The following is a 17,019-nucleotide window of genomic DNA, read 5'->3' on the forward strand; positions in this document are numbered from 1 at the left end:
GCTTCGCCCGACCGCCGGAGCTACGGGGTGAGGCCGGTCAGGGCGAAGAACTCCTGACGCGAGCTGGGGTTCTCGCGCAGGGTGCCGTGCAGGGCCGACGTGACCGTGCGCGAGCCGACGGCGCGGACGCCGCGCAACGACATGCACTGGTGCTCGGCCTCGATCACCACGCCGACGCCCTTCGGGTCGAGGTGATCCTGCAGCCAGTCGGCGACCTGCTTGGTCAGCCGCTCCTGCACCTGGAAGTCACGGGCGAACAGCTCCACCACGCGGGCCAGCTTCGACAGGCCGAGGATCCGCTCCCCCGGCAGATACCCGACGTGGGCGACGCCCTGGAACGGCAGCAGGTGGTGCTCGCACAACGACTGCACCGGGATGTCCTTGGCCAGCACGAGCTCGTCGTACCCCTCATCGTTGGGGAACGTGGTCAGCTCGAACTCGCGCGGCGTGAGCATCTCCGCGTACGCCGACGCGACGCGGCGCGGAGTGTCGGCCAGGTGCGTGCTGTGCGGGTCCCTCCCGAGGGCTTTCAGCAGATCCGCGACCGCGAGCTGGGCGGCGGGAAGATCGATCTCCGCACGTCCGGGGACGATGTGGAGGGGGACGGACTCGAAATCGGCCGAGATCGCCATCTACTCACTCCCTGAAAGTTCAACGAAGGACCATCATACTGTTACTCCAACCGATGTTGTCGATAGAATCATTCCGTGGACAACTCCTGGGACGCACGCGTGCAGGCGGTCGCCGTGCTGGAGGAACCGACCCGACGCCGCCTCTACGAGTACGTCGTCGCGCAGCCGGAGCCGGTCAGCCGGGATGACGCGGCCACCGCCCTCGGGGTGCCGCGGACGACGGCCGCGTTCCACCTGGACAAGCTGACCGAGGAAGGTCTGCTCGCAACCTGCTTCGAGCGCCGCACTGGTCGCACCGGCCCCGGCGCCGGCCGCCCCGCGAAGCTTTACCACCGCTCCGAGCGCGAGATCGAGATCAGCCTCCCCGAGCGGCAGTACGCCGTCGCCGCCCGCCTCCTGGCCGGCGCCGTCGAGGACGCCGAGTCGACCGGGACGTCACCCCGCGAGGCGGTCAACCGTCGAGCCCGTGAGTACGGCGAAGCAATCGGGCGCGCGGCGGGCGAAGCTCCGCTCACCGAGATCCTGGCCGCCCATGGCTTCGAACCCCGTCCGGACAAGGGCGGCATCGCGCTCGCCAACTGTCCGTTCCAGCGCATCGCCAAGGAACAGCCTCAGCTGGTCTGCGGTATGAACCTGCACCTGCTGGCCGGCCTGGTCAGCACCCTCGACATCCCGTACGAAGCCCGGCTCGTCCCGACCCCCGGCCACTGCTGCGTGCGGCTTGTGCCAGCGGGCATAAGCTCGGGTGGTGGCTAAGGGCAAGCAGGCGGCTGGGACGCCGGCGACGGTGGCGTTGACGAAGGCGAAGATCGCGTTCACGACGCACACCTACGACCACGTCCCGGGCGCGAAGTCGTACGGGCTGGAGGCCGCCGAGGCGTTGGGGCTGGCGCCTGAGCAGGTGTTCAAGACGCTGCTGGTCGAGGTCGACGGCAAGCTCACGGTCGGCGTCGTACCGGTGGACAAGCAACTGGACCTGAAGGCGATCGCGGCCGCGGCCGGCGGCAAGAAGGCGGTGATGGCCGACCCGGCCGCCGCCGAACGCACCACCGGGTACGTCGTCGGCGGCATCAGCCCGATCGGCCAGAAGCGCCCCCTGACCACGGTCGTCGACAGCACCGCCACCGAGCACGCCACGGTCTACGTCTCCGGCGGCCGCCGCGGTCTCGACATCGGACTGTCCCCCACCGACCTGATCGCCGTCACCAAAGCAAGTACGGCGGCCATCGCCCGCTGACACAGAGGACCTGATCAGGTCCGGGCCGGCCGCGGTGGCGGGATCTCGCCGCTGCCGCGGATGACCAGGGTGGGTTCGAGGACGACATGCTCGGGCGGGGCACTGGATCCGCCCAGGCGGTCGAGCAGGATCCGGCCCACCTCGGCACCGATCCGCCGAACGTCCTGACGGACGACGGTGAGCGCCGGCTCGACCAGGTCGGCCATCGGGAAGTCGTCGAAGCCGACGAGGGCGACCTGGTGGATCAGTCCCGCGGCCCGCAGGGCACGGACGGATCCGATGGTGATGATGTTGCGTCCGGCAAGGATCGCGGTCGGCGGGTCGGTCAGCTGCAGCAACCGCGTCACCACTTCGGCGGCCTCGTGCTCGCTGCGGACGCTGTGGACGAGCAACGCGGGATCGAAGGCGATCCCTGCCTCCTCGATCGCGGCGCGGTACCCCGCTCGGCGCCGCACGGCCGTCTCGATGTCGTGCAGGTCGCTCAGCATCGCGATCCGGCGGTGTCCGCCGGCGACGAGATGAGCAGTCGCGACCTTCGCGCCGCCGTGGTTGTCGACAGTGACTGAGTCGCAGTCCAGGCCGTGTGGCGCACGGTCCACGAAGACGATGGGAAGACCGGCCCGGTGCTCACTGATCAGGTATTCGTGCCGCCGCGACGCCGGCATGAGCACGAGCCCATCGGCCCGCCGGGCGACCAGGTCGGAGACGATGCCGCGTTCCCGCTCGGGTTCCTCGTCGAGGCTCGCCGCCAGGACCGACAGGCCCGCGCCCCGAAGTGCATCCTCGAGTGCGCGCAGGAGGCCGGCCGAGAAGCTGTTACCGACATCTTGCAGCAGCGCACCGACGATGCCGGACCGGGCGTCTTTGCGCCGCAGCGTGCTGGCGCCGAGATTGTGCCGGTAGTCGAGCCGGTCGGCGGCAGCCAGCACCCGCTGCCGTACCGCCTCCCCCGCGCCGGGCTCCGCGTTGACCACCCTCGACACGGTCTTGACGCTCACGCCGGCCAACCGGGCGACGTCCTTCATCGTCGACCGGATCGGTCTCGCGCCGTCGGCACCAGGCTGCGTCATCGTTGTCCCATGCAGCAGATTCTTTCCGACTGAAACCTTGACCACAAGGCTTAGGGGGTGTCTCCTGCTTACGTCAACGTTGACGTAAGCACAAACTCTTGAATCGTTCCCTGGAGGGATCCACCATGCGTTTCTTCGCTCGTACGGCGCGCTTCAGCGCCGTCGCGGCCGGACTGACAGGCCTGCTGGCCGCAGCGGCCTGCGGCGGATCCGGTAGCGACAACGCGGCGGCTTCGACCGAGAAGGTCGGCGTGTCACTCATCACCAAGGACTCCACGAACCCGTTCTTCGTGGCCATGCAGAAGGGCGCGAAGGAGGACGCCACGAAGAACAACGTCGACCTGACGGTGGCGTCCGGCAAGGCCGACGGCGATGAGCAGGGGCAGGTCCAGGCCATCGAGAACGCCATCGCCAAGGGTCAGAAAGGCATCCTGATCACGCCGAACGGACCTGGTGTCAACTCGGCGATCAAGAAGGCCCGTGACGCGGGGCTGTTCGTCATCGCCCTGGACACTCCGCCGGATCCGGCCGACACCGTCGACATCACGTTCGCGACGGACAACTTCCAGGCGGGCAAGCTGATCGGTCAATGGACCGGCAAGCAGCTGGCCGGCAAGCCCGCCACCATCGCCATGCTCGACCTGTTCAACGACAAGGTCGTCTCGGTCGACTACAACCGTGACCAGGGCTTCCTCACCGGCCTCGGCATCGACACCAAGGACGCCAAGAAGAACGGCGACGAGGACAAGACCGGGTCGTACGACGGCGGGACCTACACCATCGCCTGCAACGAGCCCACCCAGGGCGCCGAGGACGGCGGCCGGTCGGCGATGGAGAACTGCCTGACCAAGAACTCGAACATCAACGTGGTCTACACCATCAACGAGCCCGCGGCCGTCGGCGCGTACAACGCCTTGAAGGCGGCCGGCAAGACCGAGGGGGTGCTGATCGTCTCGGTCGACGGCGGTTGCGCCGGCGTGAAGTCGGTGAAGGACGGCGTCATCGGGGCGACGTCCCAGCAGTACCCGCTGAAGATGGCTGCTCTCGGCGTCGAGGCGATCGCCAAGATCGCTCGGGGAGGCGAGAAGCCGAAGACCACCGAGGGTCTCGACTTCTTCGACACCGGGGTGGCTCTGGTCACCGACAAGTCCAGCGACGGGGTCACGAGCATCGACACCACGAAGGGAACCTCGTTGTGCTGGGGCTGAGGATTGAGCTCTTCCGTCCTGGAGTGACGACATGACCCTTCAGAGCACCACCCCCGGAGCCGCGGCGCAGGAAATGGCCCGCCGGGAGCACACCTTGGGGCAACGGGTGCAGCACCTGCTCCACCAGCGGCCGGCGCTGAGTCCGGCGATCATCCTGGTGCTGACGGTGGTGTGCTTCACCCTCGTGAACAGCCGGTTCGCGAGTCCTGCGGCGCTGTCGCTGCTGGTCCAGCAAACCGCTGTCGTGGCCGCCCTGGCGGTCGGCCAGACGCTGGTCATCCTGACCGCGGGCATCGACCTGTCTGTGGGCGCCATCACCATCCTCTCCACGATGGTGATGGCGACCCTGGCGGCAGACAACGGCTGGCCGGCCTGGCTCGCGCTGGGTGCCGGGATCATCCTCGGCCTGGCCGCCGGTGCGTTGAACGGGTTCCTGGTGACCCGCGTCGGCCTGCCACCGTTCATCGTGACGCTCGGCACGCTGAGCATCTTCACCGCGATCGCGCTGCTCTACTCCAGTGGTCAGAGCATCCAGAACAACCGGCTGCCGGCACTGCTCAACTGGACCGGCGAAGGCTTCTCGATCGGGAGCTTCAGGATCACGACCGGGGTCGTCATCGTCGGCGCCCTGTACCTCGTCGTGGGCTTCGCCCTCAGCCAGACCGCCTGGGGCCGTCATGTCTATGCCGTCGGTGACGAACCGGAAGCATCCCGGCTCAGCGGCGTACGGTCCGGGCGGGTCCTGTTCAGCGTGTACGCCGTGGCTGGAGTCATCTACGGCATCGCCGGCTGGGTCCTGATCGGCCGGGCCGGGGCTGCCAGCCCGAATGCGATCGTCGACGCCAACCTCGACAGCATCACCGCCGTCGTCATCGGCGGCACCAGCTTGTTCGGCGGCCGGGGCGGCCTGCTCGGAACGTTGCTCGGAGCACTTATCGTGCAGGCGTTCACCGTCGGGCTCTCGCTGGCCGGGGTCGATGCGCAGTACCGGCTGCTGGCCGTCGGGGTCCTCGTCATCGTGGCGGTCTCGGTCGACCAGTGGATCAGGAGGGTGCGCTCATGACAGCGATCATCGGCACAGCCGAGGGCACCCGGGTCAAGATCCCGGTGCTGTCCGCACGAGGACTGGTCAAGACGTTCGGGCGCGTCATCGGACTGGACGGTGTCGACCTGGACCTGCACGCCGGGGAGGTGCTCGCGATCATCGGCGACAACGGCGCCGGCAAGTCCACGTTGATCAAGTGCCTGACCGGTGCGCTCGTGCCCGACGCGGGTGAACTGATGCTGGAGAACCAGCCGGTGACCTTCCGGCGCCCGCAGGACGCTCGCGCAGCAGGCATCGAGACCGTGTACCAGACGCTTGCCGTCGCGCCGGCACTCGACATCGCCAGCAACCTGTATCTCGGCCGCGAGGAACGACGGCCCGGGATCCTCGGCTCGGTGTTCCGGATGCTCGACCACGGCGGCATGCGCAAACGTGCGGCCGGCGCTGTCCGGGACCTCGGCATCCAGACCATCCAGAACATCCAGCAACCGGTCGAGACCTTGTCCGGAGGACAGCGTCAGGCCGTGGCGGTCGCACGGGCCGCGGCGTTCGGCAGCAAGGTGGTGGTGCTCGACGAGCCCACCGCCGCCCTCGGGGTCAAGGAGTCCAACCAGGTGCTGGAGTTGATCAAGGGGCTGCGCCGCCGAGGGCTGCCGGTCATCCTGATCAGCCACAACATGCCGCACGTATGGGACGTCGCCGACCGGATTCACATCCAGCGGCTCGGCCGGTGCGCCGGCGTCATCACACCGGCCAGCCACACCATGAGCGAGGGCGTGGCGATCATGACCGGCGCAGCGACGCTGGAGGATGACAGACCAATCGACTGACACCGAGGGTGCGTCCGAAGAAGCGAGGGCTCTGCCCCTCGCTTCTTCGGACGTCACGGGTCAGCCGGTGATGCTCGGCTTGCCGGTTTCCAGGTGGCCGGTGAGGCGGCGACGGTACGTCGTGTCCTCGACGACCGTGACCTCGACGTCGTACCAGCCGTGGTCGGTCGGCCAGGGCAGTGTGCGGGTCTGCTTGCCACGCAACTCGACCACGGACGTCTTGCTGCCGTACCCGCGGGCCTTCACCTTGAGGGTGAGCGGCTTGCGCGAGGTGTTGACCAGCTCGAGTTCGAGCGAGTCGCCGTGCCGGTCCGCGCGGACGTCGAGCCCGGCGGCCGCCCCGTCGACCGAGCCGGCCAGCTCGACCCAGAACCGGTTCGGTCCCTGCACCGCCAGCTCGAACGGGCCGTCCACCGCGATCTCCTGGACCTGGGACCGCCGGACGTCGAGATGCGCGGGCGCCGGCAGCTCACCGCCGTACGGGTAGATCGCGAAGTGCGCCGCCTCCGCCGCATCGTTGCTGAACGCCAGCATCAGCTTGCCATCAGCAACGAGCCCGGAAACCGACGGCTGGTAAGGGATCGCGCGGGCCGGCCGGCGGCCCGGCTCCTGCTGCGGCACCGCCTGGTCGACCGGAGGCGTCGGCTTCCAGCGCGCGATCGGAGCCGGCACCGGGCCGGGCTTGTCGACCGACGGCTGCCGGTACGAACGCTGGAAGTCGAACGCCGACGTGAGGTCGCCACACGCGGTCCGCCGCCACGTGCTGATGTTCGGCTCGCGGACGCCGGTCCACTGCTCGAGGAAGCGGATCACCGAGGTGTGGTCGAACACCTGCGAGTTCACGTGCCCGCCGATCGACCACGGCGACACCACCGTCATCGGCACCCGGGGGCCGAGTCCGATCGGCTGGCCGGCGTACCAGTCGTCGCCCGCACCCGAGTCGGGCCGCGGTGCGACCGGCGGCGGGACGTGGTCGAAGTACCCGTCGTTCTCGTCGAAGTTGATGAACAGCGCGGTCTTGGACCAGGTCTCCGCGTCCGCGGCGATCGCGTCGAGCAGCTCGTAGACGAGGTTCGCGCTGCCCACCGGCGTTGACGATCCGGGGTGCTCGGAGTCGACTGCGGACGGCACGAGCCAGCTCACCTGGGGCAGCGTCCCGGCCTTGATGTCGGCGCGGAGCCGCGGGATCAGCGACTCCGGCTCGGACCGGTACATCGCCTTGCGGAACAGCTTCTGATCCTTGGCCGGCAGCTTCTCGACGGCCGCGTTCAGCTGCTGCAGCGCCTCGGCTTGCTCGGCCGGCGTCTTCGCGAAGAGCTTGTCGTAGAACTCCTCAGTGGTCCGGTAACCACCCGGCACCGATGCCAGGATCCGGTGCCCGAGCTCCTTGAAGGTCGTGAAGTACTCGACCGCATTGTCGGTGAAGTTGTCCCACTCCTGGTAGATCTGCCAGGACACACCGGCCTTCTCCAGCCGTTCCGGGTACGACGTCCAGTCGTAGCCCGCGTGGTCGTAGGAGTACGCCGCGTTCGTCACCGCGCGCTGCGTCGTACCGGGCTCGTAGCCGGTGGTGCCGGACCACAGGTAGTTGCGGTTCGGGTTCGTCGAGCCGTTGACCGAACAGTGGTACGCGTCGCAGATCGTGAAGGTCTCGGCGAGCTCGTACTGCAACGGGATGTCGCGGCGCTCGTAGTGGGTCATGGTGGCCGGCGTCTTGGCCTGGACCCAGTCGTCGTGCCAGCCGTTGGCCCAGGCTTGGGTGGCGTCCTTGTAGCCGTGGGCCAGCGCGCCGAGGTACTGGATGTCGTCGGGGTTGCGGCCCGCGTCGGCGGCCGCCTTGCGGATCGAGAACGGCAGCACCTCGCCGCCACCGGCCTTCGGCTGGTGGAAGACGCTCTTGCCGTCACGCAGTCGCAGCGGCAGCCGGTCGCCGTACCCGCGGACCCCGCGGAGCGTGCCGTAGTAGTGGTCGAACGAGCGGTTCTCCTGCATCAGCACGATGACGTGCTCGATCGCTCGCAGACCACCGCGCCGCACAGGTTGCGCCATCGCGGTGTGCAGCGAGGGTGGGAGCAGCGAGACCGCTGCCCCACCCACCGCCGAACCGAGCACCAGGCGCCGGGAGATCCCGGTCATGGGGCCTCCCGGCCTGCACTGAGGAGCGGAGGGAGCGAAGCGACTGGAGCGACGAGGGAAGGGCGGGAGTTACAGCCCCGTGACCCGCCGCGCCGGAGGCGTGGCATCAACACAGTCATGGTCGGGACCTTAGGGTCGCCCTGTAGCCGCTGTGAGACCTCCAGATGAACAGCTATCCCCTGCGGGCGATCGCGGTGTCCCGCAACTTTTCGAGCACCGTCTCGGTGGTTTCCCAGCCCAGGCACGCGTCGGTGATCGACTGCCCGTAGGTCAGTTCGCGGGTCGGGTCGAGCTCTTGGCGGCCCTCCCGCAGGAACGACTCGAGCATCACGCCGACGATCGCCCGGTTGCCCGCCGCGACCTGCGTGCCGATCTCCTCGGCCACCACCGGCTGCCGGCGGTGATCCTTGCGGCTGTTGCCGTGGCTCGCGTCGATGACTACTCGCTCGGGCAGACCAGCCTTGCGCAGGAGTTCGACAGCGCCGGCCACGGACTCCGCGTCGTAGTTGGGTCCGCTGTCGGATCCGCGCAGTACCAGGTGGCAGTCCGGGTTGCCGCGGGTGTGCAGGATCGCGGGAGCGCCGTCGTGGTCGATACCGGTGAACACATGCGGTACGGCGGCTGCCTTGATCGCGTCGACCGCCGTACCGATCGAGCCGTCGGGGCGGTTCTTCATCCCGATCGGCATCGACAGACCGGACGACAGTTGCCGGTGCACCTGGCTCTCGACTGTCCGCGCGCCGATCGCACCCCATCCGACAGTGTCGGCGATGTACTGCGGCGTGATCGGGTCGAGGAACTCACAGCCGACCGGGAGTCCCAGCTCGGTCACCTGCAAGAGCAACTGCCGTGCGGTGCGCAGACCGCGGTTCACGTCACCGGAGCCGTCCAAGCCCGGGTCGTTGATCAGGCCCTTCCAGCCCAGGGTCGAGCGCGGCTTCTCGAAGTACACGCGCATCACCACGAGCAGACCGTCGGAGAGTCGCTCGGCGACCGGTCGGAGGCGCTCGGCGTACTCGAGGGCCGCCTTGGCGTCGTGCACCGAGCACGGGCCGACGACGACCAGCAGGCGGTCGTCGACGCCGTTCAGTACGTCGGCCGCCGCCTGGCGACCGTCGACCACGGTCCGGGCCAGGGTGTCGTTCAGCGGCAGTTCGTCGTGCAACGCGAGCGGCGTGATCAGCGGGACCGTCTTCTCGATCCGCCGGTCGACGACGGCGGTCTGTTCGCTCGGTTTCGGCAGGGTGTTCATGGGACTGGGACCTTTCCGCCGGACGGCCGCGGATGGTCGCAGGCGCCGGCTGAGAACGAGAAAAGGCAAGGACGGATGTCCTTGCCTTCGAGCCGGCTCTGGAGTGTTCGGTTGGGCGTCAGCGATCGGCTGAGCTGCCCGGCACCAGGGCCGGCCACTCAAAAAATCGCCAATAGCTGCGCTTCACGAGTACGACGATAGCACCCGGACGGAATCCGATGGCATCCGAGCCCTGGTCATGGTTGTCTCACCCGGTGAACATCCGTACGGCGCGTCCCGACGAGCTTCCGCTCCTCCAGCACCTCGATGTCGCCGCCGGCGTCCTCTTCGCGAACCTCGGCATGACCGACGTCGCGGAGCACCCACCGCCGTCCCTCCAGGTCTTCGAACACTTCCGTCAGGCCGGCCGCCTCTGGGTGCTCGCCGACGCCGAGGACCAGGTCATCGGCTTCGTCCTGGTCAAGCTCGTGGACGGTGCGGCACACATCGAGCAGGTGAGCGTTCATCCCGACCACCAGGGCCACGGGCTCGGTCGGCGGCTGATCGACCACGTGGACTCGTGGGCTGCCGCGCAGGGGATGCCGGCGCTGACGCTCAGCACCTTTCGCGCGGTGCCGTGGAACGGGCCGTACTACGCGCGCCTCGGGTTCGTGGAGCTGCGCACCGACGAGCTGACACCTGGTCTGACCGAGATTCTGGCCGAGGAGACGGCGTTCGGGCCGGACCCGGCGGAGCGGATCTTCATGCGCCGTCCGGTTGCTCGTCAGTAACCGGAGGTGGTTCGGACTCGTTGAGGGCTGCAACGACGGGTCGAGACAAACGGGGAGTGCAGCAGGTGGTGAGGCCGCGGACCTTCGAGTTGGTTCGGTACCGGGATCCAAGTGGGGTGTCAGGCACGGGCGTGGTCGCGGAGGGGTGTGAGTTCAGCGACGGGTCGGTGGCCTTGCGGTGGCGCGGTGAGAATCCCGCGACCGCGGTCTGGCCGGATCTGCACTCCGTACTCGCGGTGCACGGCCACCAGGGTGCGACCGAGGTGCGCTGGATCGATCCCCAACCCGAGGCCGCCGCGGGCATCGACCACGTCTTCGACGAGCTCCACCAGGTCCGGCCACCCGCCGCGCTGACCGATCCAGTCCCACCGAGCCACGCCCGAGGATGGGCAGGCGCCCGCCATCTCAGGTAGAACATGCCCGTGACGCAGATTTATCTGATTCGGCATGGTGAGCCGGATTATGAGCCGATCGATGCGCGGGGTTGGCCCGGGATGGCGGCTGACTCCGCCCCGCTGACCGCCCTTGGCGCGAAGCAGGCCCAGGAGCTCGCGGACATCCTCAGCGGCGTACGGGCGACCTACCTGGTCAGCTCGCCGTTCACGCGCGCCCTGCACAGCGCCGCGATCATCGGTCATCGCCTGGCCCTCGGCGTCCGGGTCGACTACGACCTGCGCGACTGGCTGCCGGACCACACCGGATCGTGGCGCAGCATGGCCGACGTACGGGCTGCTCAGGCCGAGCTCGAGGCGTACGACGGGGAATGGCCGGAAGGCATCCAGCGACCGTGGGAGCCGCTGTCCCGGGTCCGCGAGCGGGCCCGTGCGGCGCTCGCCCGGCACACCGCCAGCACCGACGGACCGGTCCTGGCGGTCACGCACGCGATGGTGATCCGGGCGCTGACCGGCGAGACCGGCACCGCGCACGGCGGGCACGAGTACTACCGCTACGATCCGACGGAGAATGGCTGACTCCGAACTGCCTCGCGTCGTGGGTGTGGTGGCGCTCGGCGGGATCATCGGCTCACTGGCCCGGTACGGGCTGGCCGAGGCGTTCCCGCACGGACCGGGTGACTTTCCCTGGGCGACGTTCGCGACGAACGTGGTGGGCTGTTTCGCGATCGGCGTTCTGCTGGCCCGCCTGACCCCGCGATCGCATCCGCTGCTGCGGCCGTTCCTCGGCACCGGCATCCTCGGCGGCTTCACGACGTTCTCGACCTTCGCGGTCGATACCGAGAAGCTGCTGCACGGGCACGTGGTCGTTGCCCTGGTCTACTACTTCGGCACGGTCATCGCAGCGATGCTGGCGGCGGCTCTGGGCGAGTGGGGCCGGCTCGGTCGCGTGAACGGGCGGTCGCGATGAACATCCTGCTCGTCACCCTCGGCGCCGCGGTCGGCGCTCCCCTGCGGTTCCTGGTGGACAAGCACATGGTCGCCCGGTTGTTGCTCGGCACCCGGATCCAGAGTCCGTTGCCGTGGGGAACCTTCACCGTCAACATTCTCGGCAGCCTGCTGCTCGGACTGCTCACCGGCGTCGGTCATCAGACGATCGCTTTGCTCGTCGGCGTCGGGTTCTGTGGCGCGTTCACGACGTACAGCACCTTCGCCGCGGAGACGACCGCACTGGCCGCTTCCGGACGCCGTGGCCTGGCGGTGCTGAACGTCGTACTCAACCTCGGAGCCGGTCTGCTCGCCGCCGTTCTCGGCGCCTGGCTGTCTAAGTGACCCATGTCACATCACGTGATGACGTGAACACGCTCTCCGCGTGAAAAGCGCCGCTCACGGCCTGCGACGGCGCCGCGAGAGAACTCCGCGATAACGAATGGACCGAACTTCGAGACAACAAGGGTTGAACTCGGTGTGAGTTGAGCATAGTTTTCACCGAGCGCCCGTCCGCGCTCACGGTGAGTCAAGGAGGTTGCCATGTCGAGAGGGATGCCTCGCCTGCCCCGCCCGCTCATGGATCTGTGGGACTGGCAGTCACAAGCCGCCTGCCGGGACGTCAACCCGGAGCTCTTCTTCTCGCCCGAATCGGAGCGTGGCGTTCGCAAACGCGCCCGCGAGATGGTGGCCAAGTCGCTCTGCGGCACCTGCCCGGTCCAGCCCGAGTGCCGGCAGCACGCGCTGTCGGTCGGAGAGCCGTACGGCGTCTGGGGCGGCACCACGGAGTCCGAGCGCGACAACACCCTCCTCCCCGAGCACCGAAAGTCCGCGTAGTCACCGCGGCAGCCAATCACCCACGTTCCGGCCGGTGAGGCCTGCGCGAAAGCTCAGGCCTTACCGTCGTCGGGCTCTGACGGAGTCTCTTCCGTCGGTGCCTCCGCGTCCTTCGCCTTGTCGCTGTCCTTGGCCTTGGACCGCTTCGGCTCCTTCGGCTCGTCCTTCGTCACATCCTTCGGACGCTCCGGCGGCTTGGCCGTCGTCCGCGGATCCCGGTAGCGATCCAGGGACTTGAGGAAGTCCGGATCGTCGTCGGGGGCGACGGGGCGGGAAGGCGGCTTCGACGGTCGTCCGGTGCTGTCCGCGCGACTGGACTGGGTCCGCGACATGAGCAGCCAGACGATCGGCCCGACGAACGGGACGAACACGATCAGGACGATCCACACCAGCTTGGGCAGGTGCGGCACCTCCTCGTCGGGCGTCTGGATGCAGGAGAACAGCGCGTAGACGCTGAGCACCAGGCTGATCAGGAACGGCAGAAATCGGACCACGCTCCAACAGTACGGCGGATCGGGGAACACGCCCGCGGCACGACGGCCAAGAAGCCAACCCGTAACCGGATCCGGCGGAACTCAGCGGGTCGATGCGGTCAGTCCGCGCGCCCGCAGCACCGAGTTCTCCAGGGGACGGAACACCAGCAGCTCGATGCCGACTCCGACCACGAAGATCAGCATGATGCCGGCGAACACCATCGAGATGTCGGACAACGACATGCCGTTGTGCAGGAACTGGCCGAGGCCCTCACCGAGCTCGGGCGAGGTCGCGATCAGCTCGGCGGCCATCAGCGACCGCCAGGAGAACGCCCAGCCCTGCTTGAGGCCACCGAGGAACCCGGGCAGCGCGGCCGGCAGCAGGATGTACCGGATCCCGCCCAGCCGGCCCGCACCGAGCGCCTTGCCGACCCGCGGCAGGATCGGCGGCACCTGGTCCAGTCCGGACACCAGCCCGTTCGCGATCGACGGCACCGCGCCCAGCAGCACGACCCAGTAGATGGCCCGGTCGTTCAACCCGAACCACAGGATCGCGGCCGGCACCCAGGCCACCGACGGCAGGCTCTGCAGCCCCGAGACCAGCGGCCCGATCCCCCGGCGTACGACCTTGATGTTGGCGATCGCCAGGCCCAGCGGTACGGCGATCACGAGCGACAGCGCGAAGCCGATCACGGCCCGGTGCACCGACACCCAGAACAGTTCCAGGATCTTGCCGCTTGTCACCAGTTGCCAGATCTGCCCCCACACGTCGGCCGGTGCGGGCAGCTTGAACTCGGGCCAGAACGCGGCCGCCCACAACAGCTGCCACACGACGACAAACAGCGCGATCGCACCGATCGGTGGTAGCACTCGCGCAGCGAGCCGCCTGATCCGCGAGCCCTCCGCCGCGATGACCGGCGTGTCCAGCGCATCCAGGCCGGCCTCGACCGACCCGTGTTCCAGAACCTCAGGCTGCGGCATGGCTGCTGATCACCTTGCGCAGTGCGGCGTTGATCTCGTCGACCGCCTCGGCCTCAGGCAGGTTCTCCGCATCCCACTCGCGCACGACCCGGCCGGGCCGCGACGACAGCAGTACGACGCGCTGCCCGAGCCGCACGGCTTCACGGACGTCGTGCGTGACGAACAGGATCGCCGTACCGGTGGCACGCCAGATCCGCAGCAGCTCACCCTGCAGCACGTCACGCGTGATCGCGTCCAGCGCCGAGAACGGCTCGTCCATCAGCAGCAACGACGGCTTGCCCGTGCCGGAGCCGGTGTTGTCGGTCGTCGACGCGAGCGCCCGAGCCAGCGCAACCCGCTGCCGCATGCCGCCGGACAGCTCGTGCGGCCGCTTGTCGCCCAACCCGGCCAGCCTGACCAGCTCCAGCAGCTCGGCAGCCTTCGCACGCCGCTGCGACTTGGGTAGGCCGGCCATCCGCAAAGGCAGCTCGACATTCCCGGCGGCCGTCAGCCACGGCATCAGCGCCGGCTCCTGGAAGACGACGGCCGGCCGCGACGAGTTCAGCTCGATCCGGCCAGTCGTCGGCTGGTCCAGGTCCGCGACCAGGTTGAGCAACGTGGTCTTGCCGCAGCCCGAAGCCCCGAGGAGGCAGATGAACTCTCCGGCCCCGACCTCGAGATCGACGCCGTCCAGCGCCACGACCGCCTTCCGGCCGGTCCCGAACGCCTTGCCCACTTGGTGGAACCGCACCGGACTCACCACACTGTCCGACACCGTCCGATCGGACTCAACTATCGCGGTCATGGGGCCTCCCGGCCTGGACTGAGGAGTGGAGGGAGCGAAGCGACTGGAACGACGAGGGAAGGCCGGGAGGCAAAGCCCCATGACCCGCCGCGCCGGAGGCGTGGCATCGATACGGTCATGGGGCCTCCCGGCCTGGACTGAGGAGTGGAGGGAGCGAAGCGACTGGAACGACGAGGGAAGGCCGGGAGCCAAGGCCCCATGACCCTGCCGGTGCCGAAGGCCCGGCCGAAAGCACTGTCATGGCTGCCTCCTCATGGCTGCGTGAGCTACTTCGTGTCCAGGCCGGCCGCGTCGACGGCCGGCTTGCCTGCCTTGCTGAGTACGTCGTTCAGCGGGCCGAGGTCGGCGAACCCGGCCACCGCCGGCGCCTCCTTGGCGATGCCCGCGGTGACCTGGTCCTTGGCCAGCTGCGGGAACGTGGACGCGATCGGGTCCGCGGTGATCTGGATGTTCTCGAACGCGCGGTCGATCACGTCCGGCTTCAGCGCCTTGCCGGTCGCCTCCTTCAGCTGCGCGTTCACCACGGTCTTGGCCGCCGCCTTGTCGGTGTTGGCGAAGTCGATCGACGCCACCAGGCCGCTCAGCAGCGCCTTCACCGTCTCCGGGTGCTCCTGCAGGAAGTGGGTCCGGACGATCAGCACCGTGGTCGGGAACTTGCCGTCCGGCCAGAGCGTGGCCTCGTCCAGCAGCACCTTCGCGCCGGCGTCCAGAACGAGTCGCGACGACCACGGCTCGGGCAGCCAGGCGGCGTCGATGTCACCCTTCTTGAACGCATCCAGGGTCTGGGCGTTCTCCAGGTTGGTCACCTTGACCTTGCCGGTCAGGTTCTTCTCGGCCAGCCACTTCTTCAGCGAGACGTCCTGGGTGTTGCCGAGCTGCGGGGTGACGACGGTCTTGCCGACCAGGTCCTCGGGCTTGGTGATCGTCGACCTGACCACGAGCTGCGCGCCGCCGGACGTCGTACCGGCGATCAGGCGGACCGCCTCACCGTTCGACTTCGCGTAGGCGTTGATCGCGGGACCGGAGCCGATGAACGACGCGTCCAGCGAGCCGCCGAGCAGCGCGCCGACCGCCTCCGGACCGGCGTTGAACTTGGTCGGCACCAGCTTGGTGTTGCCGAGCTCCTTGGTGAACAGGCCCTTGCCGAGGCCGACGAGCGCGGCGGCATGGGTGACGTTCGGGAAGTAGCCGAGCCGGAGCTCGGTGGCCGGGCCCTTGTCGGACGAGGCGGCCGGGGTCTCGTCCTTGTCCGCCCGGGAGCAGCCGGCGGCGGCAACCGCGAGGGCCAGAGCAGCAACGAGGAGACGGGCAGGACGGAAGCTGGAGATGCGCACAGGAAGACCTTCAGTTGCGGGCGGCCGGACGGCCGCGGGCGGAAGAGAAAGCGCAGGTCAGGAGACGGTTTCGAGGTCACGCTCGTCGTCGAGGAGACGCTCGGCCTCAGCGACCGCGCGGCGGCCGGCGAACCGGATGCCGTAGACGACGACCGCGGCCCAGCCGAGGACGAGAGCGCCGTACACCGCGTAGCGCGGCGCGGTGGCCACGTCGAGGCCGTTCAGCAGCGTGCGGGCGTTGGTCAGGATCAGCACCAGGCCGACACCGACACCGAGCCAGCGGGTGGCGAGCCGGGACACCAGCCAGGCCGCCAGCGGCGCCGCGAGAACGCCGCCGATCAGCAGCGCACCGACGATGCTGAACGGCAGGTTCTGCCGGCCGAGTCCGAACAGGAACCCGACGCTGGCCGCGACCGAGACGATGAACTCGGCGGCGTTCACCGAGCCGACCGCGCGCCGGGGCGCCAGCTTGCCGCTGCTGAGCAGTGCCGAGTTCGCGACCGGGCCCCAGCCGCCACCACCGGTGGCGTCGATGAACCCGGCCACCAGACCCAGCGGTCCGAGGAACTTGCCGGCCGGCCGGCCCTCCACGATCGCCCGCACCTTCCCGGTCGCGAACCGGGCCAGGATGTAGACACCGAGCAGAAGCAGCAGGCCGGCCACCCAGACCGAGGCGGACTCGGTCGACAGGCTGGACAGGAACGTCGCGCCGGCGAACGCGCCGACACCACCCGGCACCCCGATCAGCGCGACCACGCGCCAGTCGACGTTGCCGAACCGCCAGTGCGACAGTCCCGAGGCGAGGGTGGTGCCGACCTCGGCGAGATGGACGGACGCGGACGCGACGGCCGGGGTGATCCCGGTGATCAGCAGGGCGGTGCTGGCGGTGACGCCGTACGCCATGCCGAGGGTGCCGTCGACGAGCTGGGCGATCGAGCCCAGCAAGGCGATCAGGATGAGACGACGCACGGAGCTGCTCCTACGGGTCGGGAGGAGACGCGGACGGAAGGCGGAAGGTCCTACGCCGAGGTCAACAACCCGAAGAGTTCAC

At 68.8% G+C, this 17,019-nt stretch carries 20 protein-coding genes; 11 read left to right on the forward strand and 9 right to left on the reverse strand.

Annotated elements, in window-relative coordinates:
- Nucleotides 1-20: 20 nt before the first annotated feature.
- Nucleotides 21-632, reverse strand: a complete 612-nt coding sequence (gene folE / locus ACZ3HV_RS36370; RefSeq protein WP_465691260.1) for a GTP cyclohydrolase I FolE — start codon at nucleotides 630-632, stop codon at nucleotides 21-23.
- 75 nt (nucleotides 633-707) lie between these two features.
- Here folE and ACZ3HV_RS36375 point away from each other — a divergent pair, with 75 nt between their 5' ends.
- A complete protein-coding gene (locus ACZ3HV_RS36375) occupies nucleotides 708-1,388 on the forward strand; it encodes a helix-turn-helix transcriptional regulator (RefSeq protein ID WP_360375632.1) in 681 nt (226 codons plus the stop codon).
- Complete coding sequence (gene ybaK, locus ACZ3HV_RS36380) at nucleotides 1,381-1,869, forward strand: Cys-tRNA(Pro) deacylase (RefSeq protein WP_465691262.1); 489 nt, start codon at nucleotides 1,381-1,383, stop codon at nucleotides 1,867-1,869. The genes ACZ3HV_RS36375 and ybaK overlap by 8 nt, the downstream gene beginning before the upstream one ends.
- 14 nt (nucleotides 1,870-1,883) lie before the next feature.
- On the opposite strand, the gene ACZ3HV_RS36385 is transcribed toward ybaK, so the two are convergent.
- On the reverse strand, nucleotides 1,884-2,939 hold the full coding sequence (locus ACZ3HV_RS36385; protein WP_465691264.1) for a LacI family DNA-binding transcriptional regulator: 1,056 nt from the start codon (nucleotides 2,937-2,939) through the stop codon (nucleotides 1,884-1,886).
- A gap of 125 nt (nucleotides 2,940-3,064) precedes the next feature.
- On the opposite strand from ACZ3HV_RS36385, the gene ACZ3HV_RS36390 reads away from it, so the two are divergent.
- The 3 genes from ACZ3HV_RS36390 to ACZ3HV_RS36400 are packed head-to-tail and all read left to right on the forward strand — an operon-like array spanning nucleotide 3,065 to nucleotide 6,022.
- Nucleotides 3,065-4,147 (forward strand): substrate-binding domain-containing protein, encoded by a 1,083-nt coding sequence (locus ACZ3HV_RS36390; protein ID WP_465691266.1) that lies wholly within the window; start codon nucleotides 3,065-3,067, stop codon nucleotides 4,145-4,147.
- Nucleotides 4,148-4,178: 31 nt separating this feature from the next.
- Nucleotides 4,179-5,210, forward strand: a complete 1,032-nt coding sequence (locus ACZ3HV_RS36395) for an ABC transporter permease (RefSeq protein ID WP_465691268.1) — start codon at nucleotides 4,179-4,181, stop codon at nucleotides 5,208-5,210.
- On the forward strand, nucleotides 5,207-6,022 hold the full coding sequence (locus ACZ3HV_RS36400; protein WP_465691270.1) for an ATP-binding cassette domain-containing protein: 816 nt from the start codon (nucleotides 5,207-5,209) through the stop codon (nucleotides 6,020-6,022). The genes ACZ3HV_RS36395 and ACZ3HV_RS36400 overlap by 4 nt, the downstream gene beginning before the upstream one ends.
- Before the next feature lie 60 nt (nucleotides 6,023-6,082).
- Here ACZ3HV_RS36400 and ACZ3HV_RS36405 read toward each other — a convergent pair whose 3' ends face one another.
- Together ACZ3HV_RS36405 and ACZ3HV_RS36410 are read right to left on the reverse strand one after the other, a co-directional pair.
- A complete protein-coding gene (locus ACZ3HV_RS36405) occupies nucleotides 6,083-8,158 on the reverse strand; it encodes a phosphocholine-specific phospholipase C (protein ID WP_465691272.1) in 2,076 nt (691 codons plus the stop codon).
- Between the two features lie 172 nt (nucleotides 8,159-8,330).
- Nucleotides 8,331-9,410, reverse strand: coding sequence for a 3-deoxy-7-phosphoheptulonate synthase (locus ACZ3HV_RS36410; RefSeq protein WP_465691274.1), 1,080 nt, complete (start codon nucleotides 9,408-9,410; stop codon nucleotides 8,331-8,333).
- Between the two features lie 254 nt (nucleotides 9,411-9,664).
- Between ACZ3HV_RS36410 and ACZ3HV_RS36415 the strand changes: the two genes are divergently transcribed.
- From ACZ3HV_RS36415 to ACZ3HV_RS36440, 6 genes are all read left to right on the forward strand, one after another.
- Nucleotides 9,665-10,180, forward strand: a complete 516-nt coding sequence (locus ACZ3HV_RS36415; protein ID WP_465691275.1) for a GNAT family N-acetyltransferase — start codon at nucleotides 9,665-9,667, stop codon at nucleotides 10,178-10,180.
- A gap of 116 nt (nucleotides 10,181-10,296) precedes the next feature.
- The gene (locus tag ACZ3HV_RS36420) at nucleotides 10,297-10,593 is read left to right on the forward strand and encodes a hypothetical protein (protein WP_465691277.1); all 297 of its coding nucleotides are present in this window, start codon (nucleotides 10,297-10,299) and stop codon (nucleotides 10,591-10,593) included.
- Between the two features lie 3 nt (nucleotides 10,594-10,596).
- Nucleotides 10,597-11,151 carry a histidine phosphatase family protein gene (locus ACZ3HV_RS36425; protein WP_465691279.1) on the forward strand — a complete coding sequence of 185 codons (555 nt, stop codon included), beginning with the start codon at nucleotides 10,597-10,599 and terminating at the stop codon, nucleotides 11,149-11,151.
- Nucleotides 11,144-11,542, forward strand: a complete 399-nt coding sequence (crcB, locus tag ACZ3HV_RS36430; RefSeq protein ID WP_465691281.1) for a fluoride efflux transporter CrcB — start codon at nucleotides 11,144-11,146, stop codon at nucleotides 11,540-11,542. The genes ACZ3HV_RS36425 and crcB (ACZ3HV_RS36430) overlap by 8 nt, the downstream gene beginning before the upstream one ends.
- Entirely contained in the window at nucleotides 11,539-11,904 is a 366-nt protein-coding gene (gene crcB / locus ACZ3HV_RS36435; protein ID WP_465691282.1) for a fluoride efflux transporter CrcB, read from the forward strand. Before crcB (ACZ3HV_RS36430) ends, crcB (ACZ3HV_RS36435) begins: the two co-directional genes overlap by 4 nt.
- A 198-nt stretch (nucleotides 11,905-12,102) precedes the next feature.
- Nucleotides 12,103-12,396 carry a WhiB family transcriptional regulator gene (locus ACZ3HV_RS36440; protein ID WP_131350551.1) on the forward strand — a complete coding sequence of 98 codons (294 nt, stop codon included), beginning with the start codon at nucleotides 12,103-12,105 and terminating at the stop codon, nucleotides 12,394-12,396.
- Between the two features lie 53 nt (nucleotides 12,397-12,449).
- Here the strand turns inward: ACZ3HV_RS36440 and ACZ3HV_RS36445 are convergent, their stop codons facing one another.
- From ACZ3HV_RS36445 to ACZ3HV_RS36465, 5 genes are all read right to left on the reverse strand, one after another.
- On the reverse strand, nucleotides 12,450-12,890 hold the full coding sequence (locus tag ACZ3HV_RS36445; RefSeq protein WP_465691284.1) for a PLD nuclease N-terminal domain-containing protein: 441 nt from the start codon (nucleotides 12,888-12,890) through the stop codon (nucleotides 12,450-12,452).
- An 81-nt stretch (nucleotides 12,891-12,971) separates the two neighbouring features.
- Nucleotides 12,972-13,850, reverse strand: coding sequence for an ABC transporter permease (locus ACZ3HV_RS36450; protein ID WP_360375605.1), 879 nt, complete (start codon nucleotides 13,848-13,850; stop codon nucleotides 12,972-12,974).
- The gene (locus ACZ3HV_RS36455; protein WP_465691286.1) at nucleotides 13,837-14,634 is read right to left on the reverse strand and encodes an ABC transporter ATP-binding protein; all 798 of its coding nucleotides are present in this window, start codon (nucleotides 14,632-14,634) and stop codon (nucleotides 13,837-13,839) included. The genes ACZ3HV_RS36450 and ACZ3HV_RS36455 overlap by 14 nt, the downstream gene beginning before the upstream one ends.
- A gap of 266 nt (nucleotides 14,635-14,900) precedes the next feature.
- Nucleotides 14,901-15,968, reverse strand: coding sequence for an ABC transporter substrate-binding protein (locus ACZ3HV_RS36460; protein WP_465691288.1), 1,068 nt, complete (start codon nucleotides 15,966-15,968; stop codon nucleotides 14,901-14,903).
- A 57-nt stretch (nucleotides 15,969-16,025) separates the two neighbouring features.
- On the reverse strand, nucleotides 16,026-16,937 hold the full coding sequence (locus ACZ3HV_RS36465; protein WP_465691290.1) for a sulfite exporter TauE/SafE family protein: 912 nt from the start codon (nucleotides 16,935-16,937) through the stop codon (nucleotides 16,026-16,028).
- Nucleotides 16,938-17,019: the final 82 nt, after the last annotated feature.

It is taken from the genome of Kribbella sp. NPDC020701, assembly GCF_055562215.1.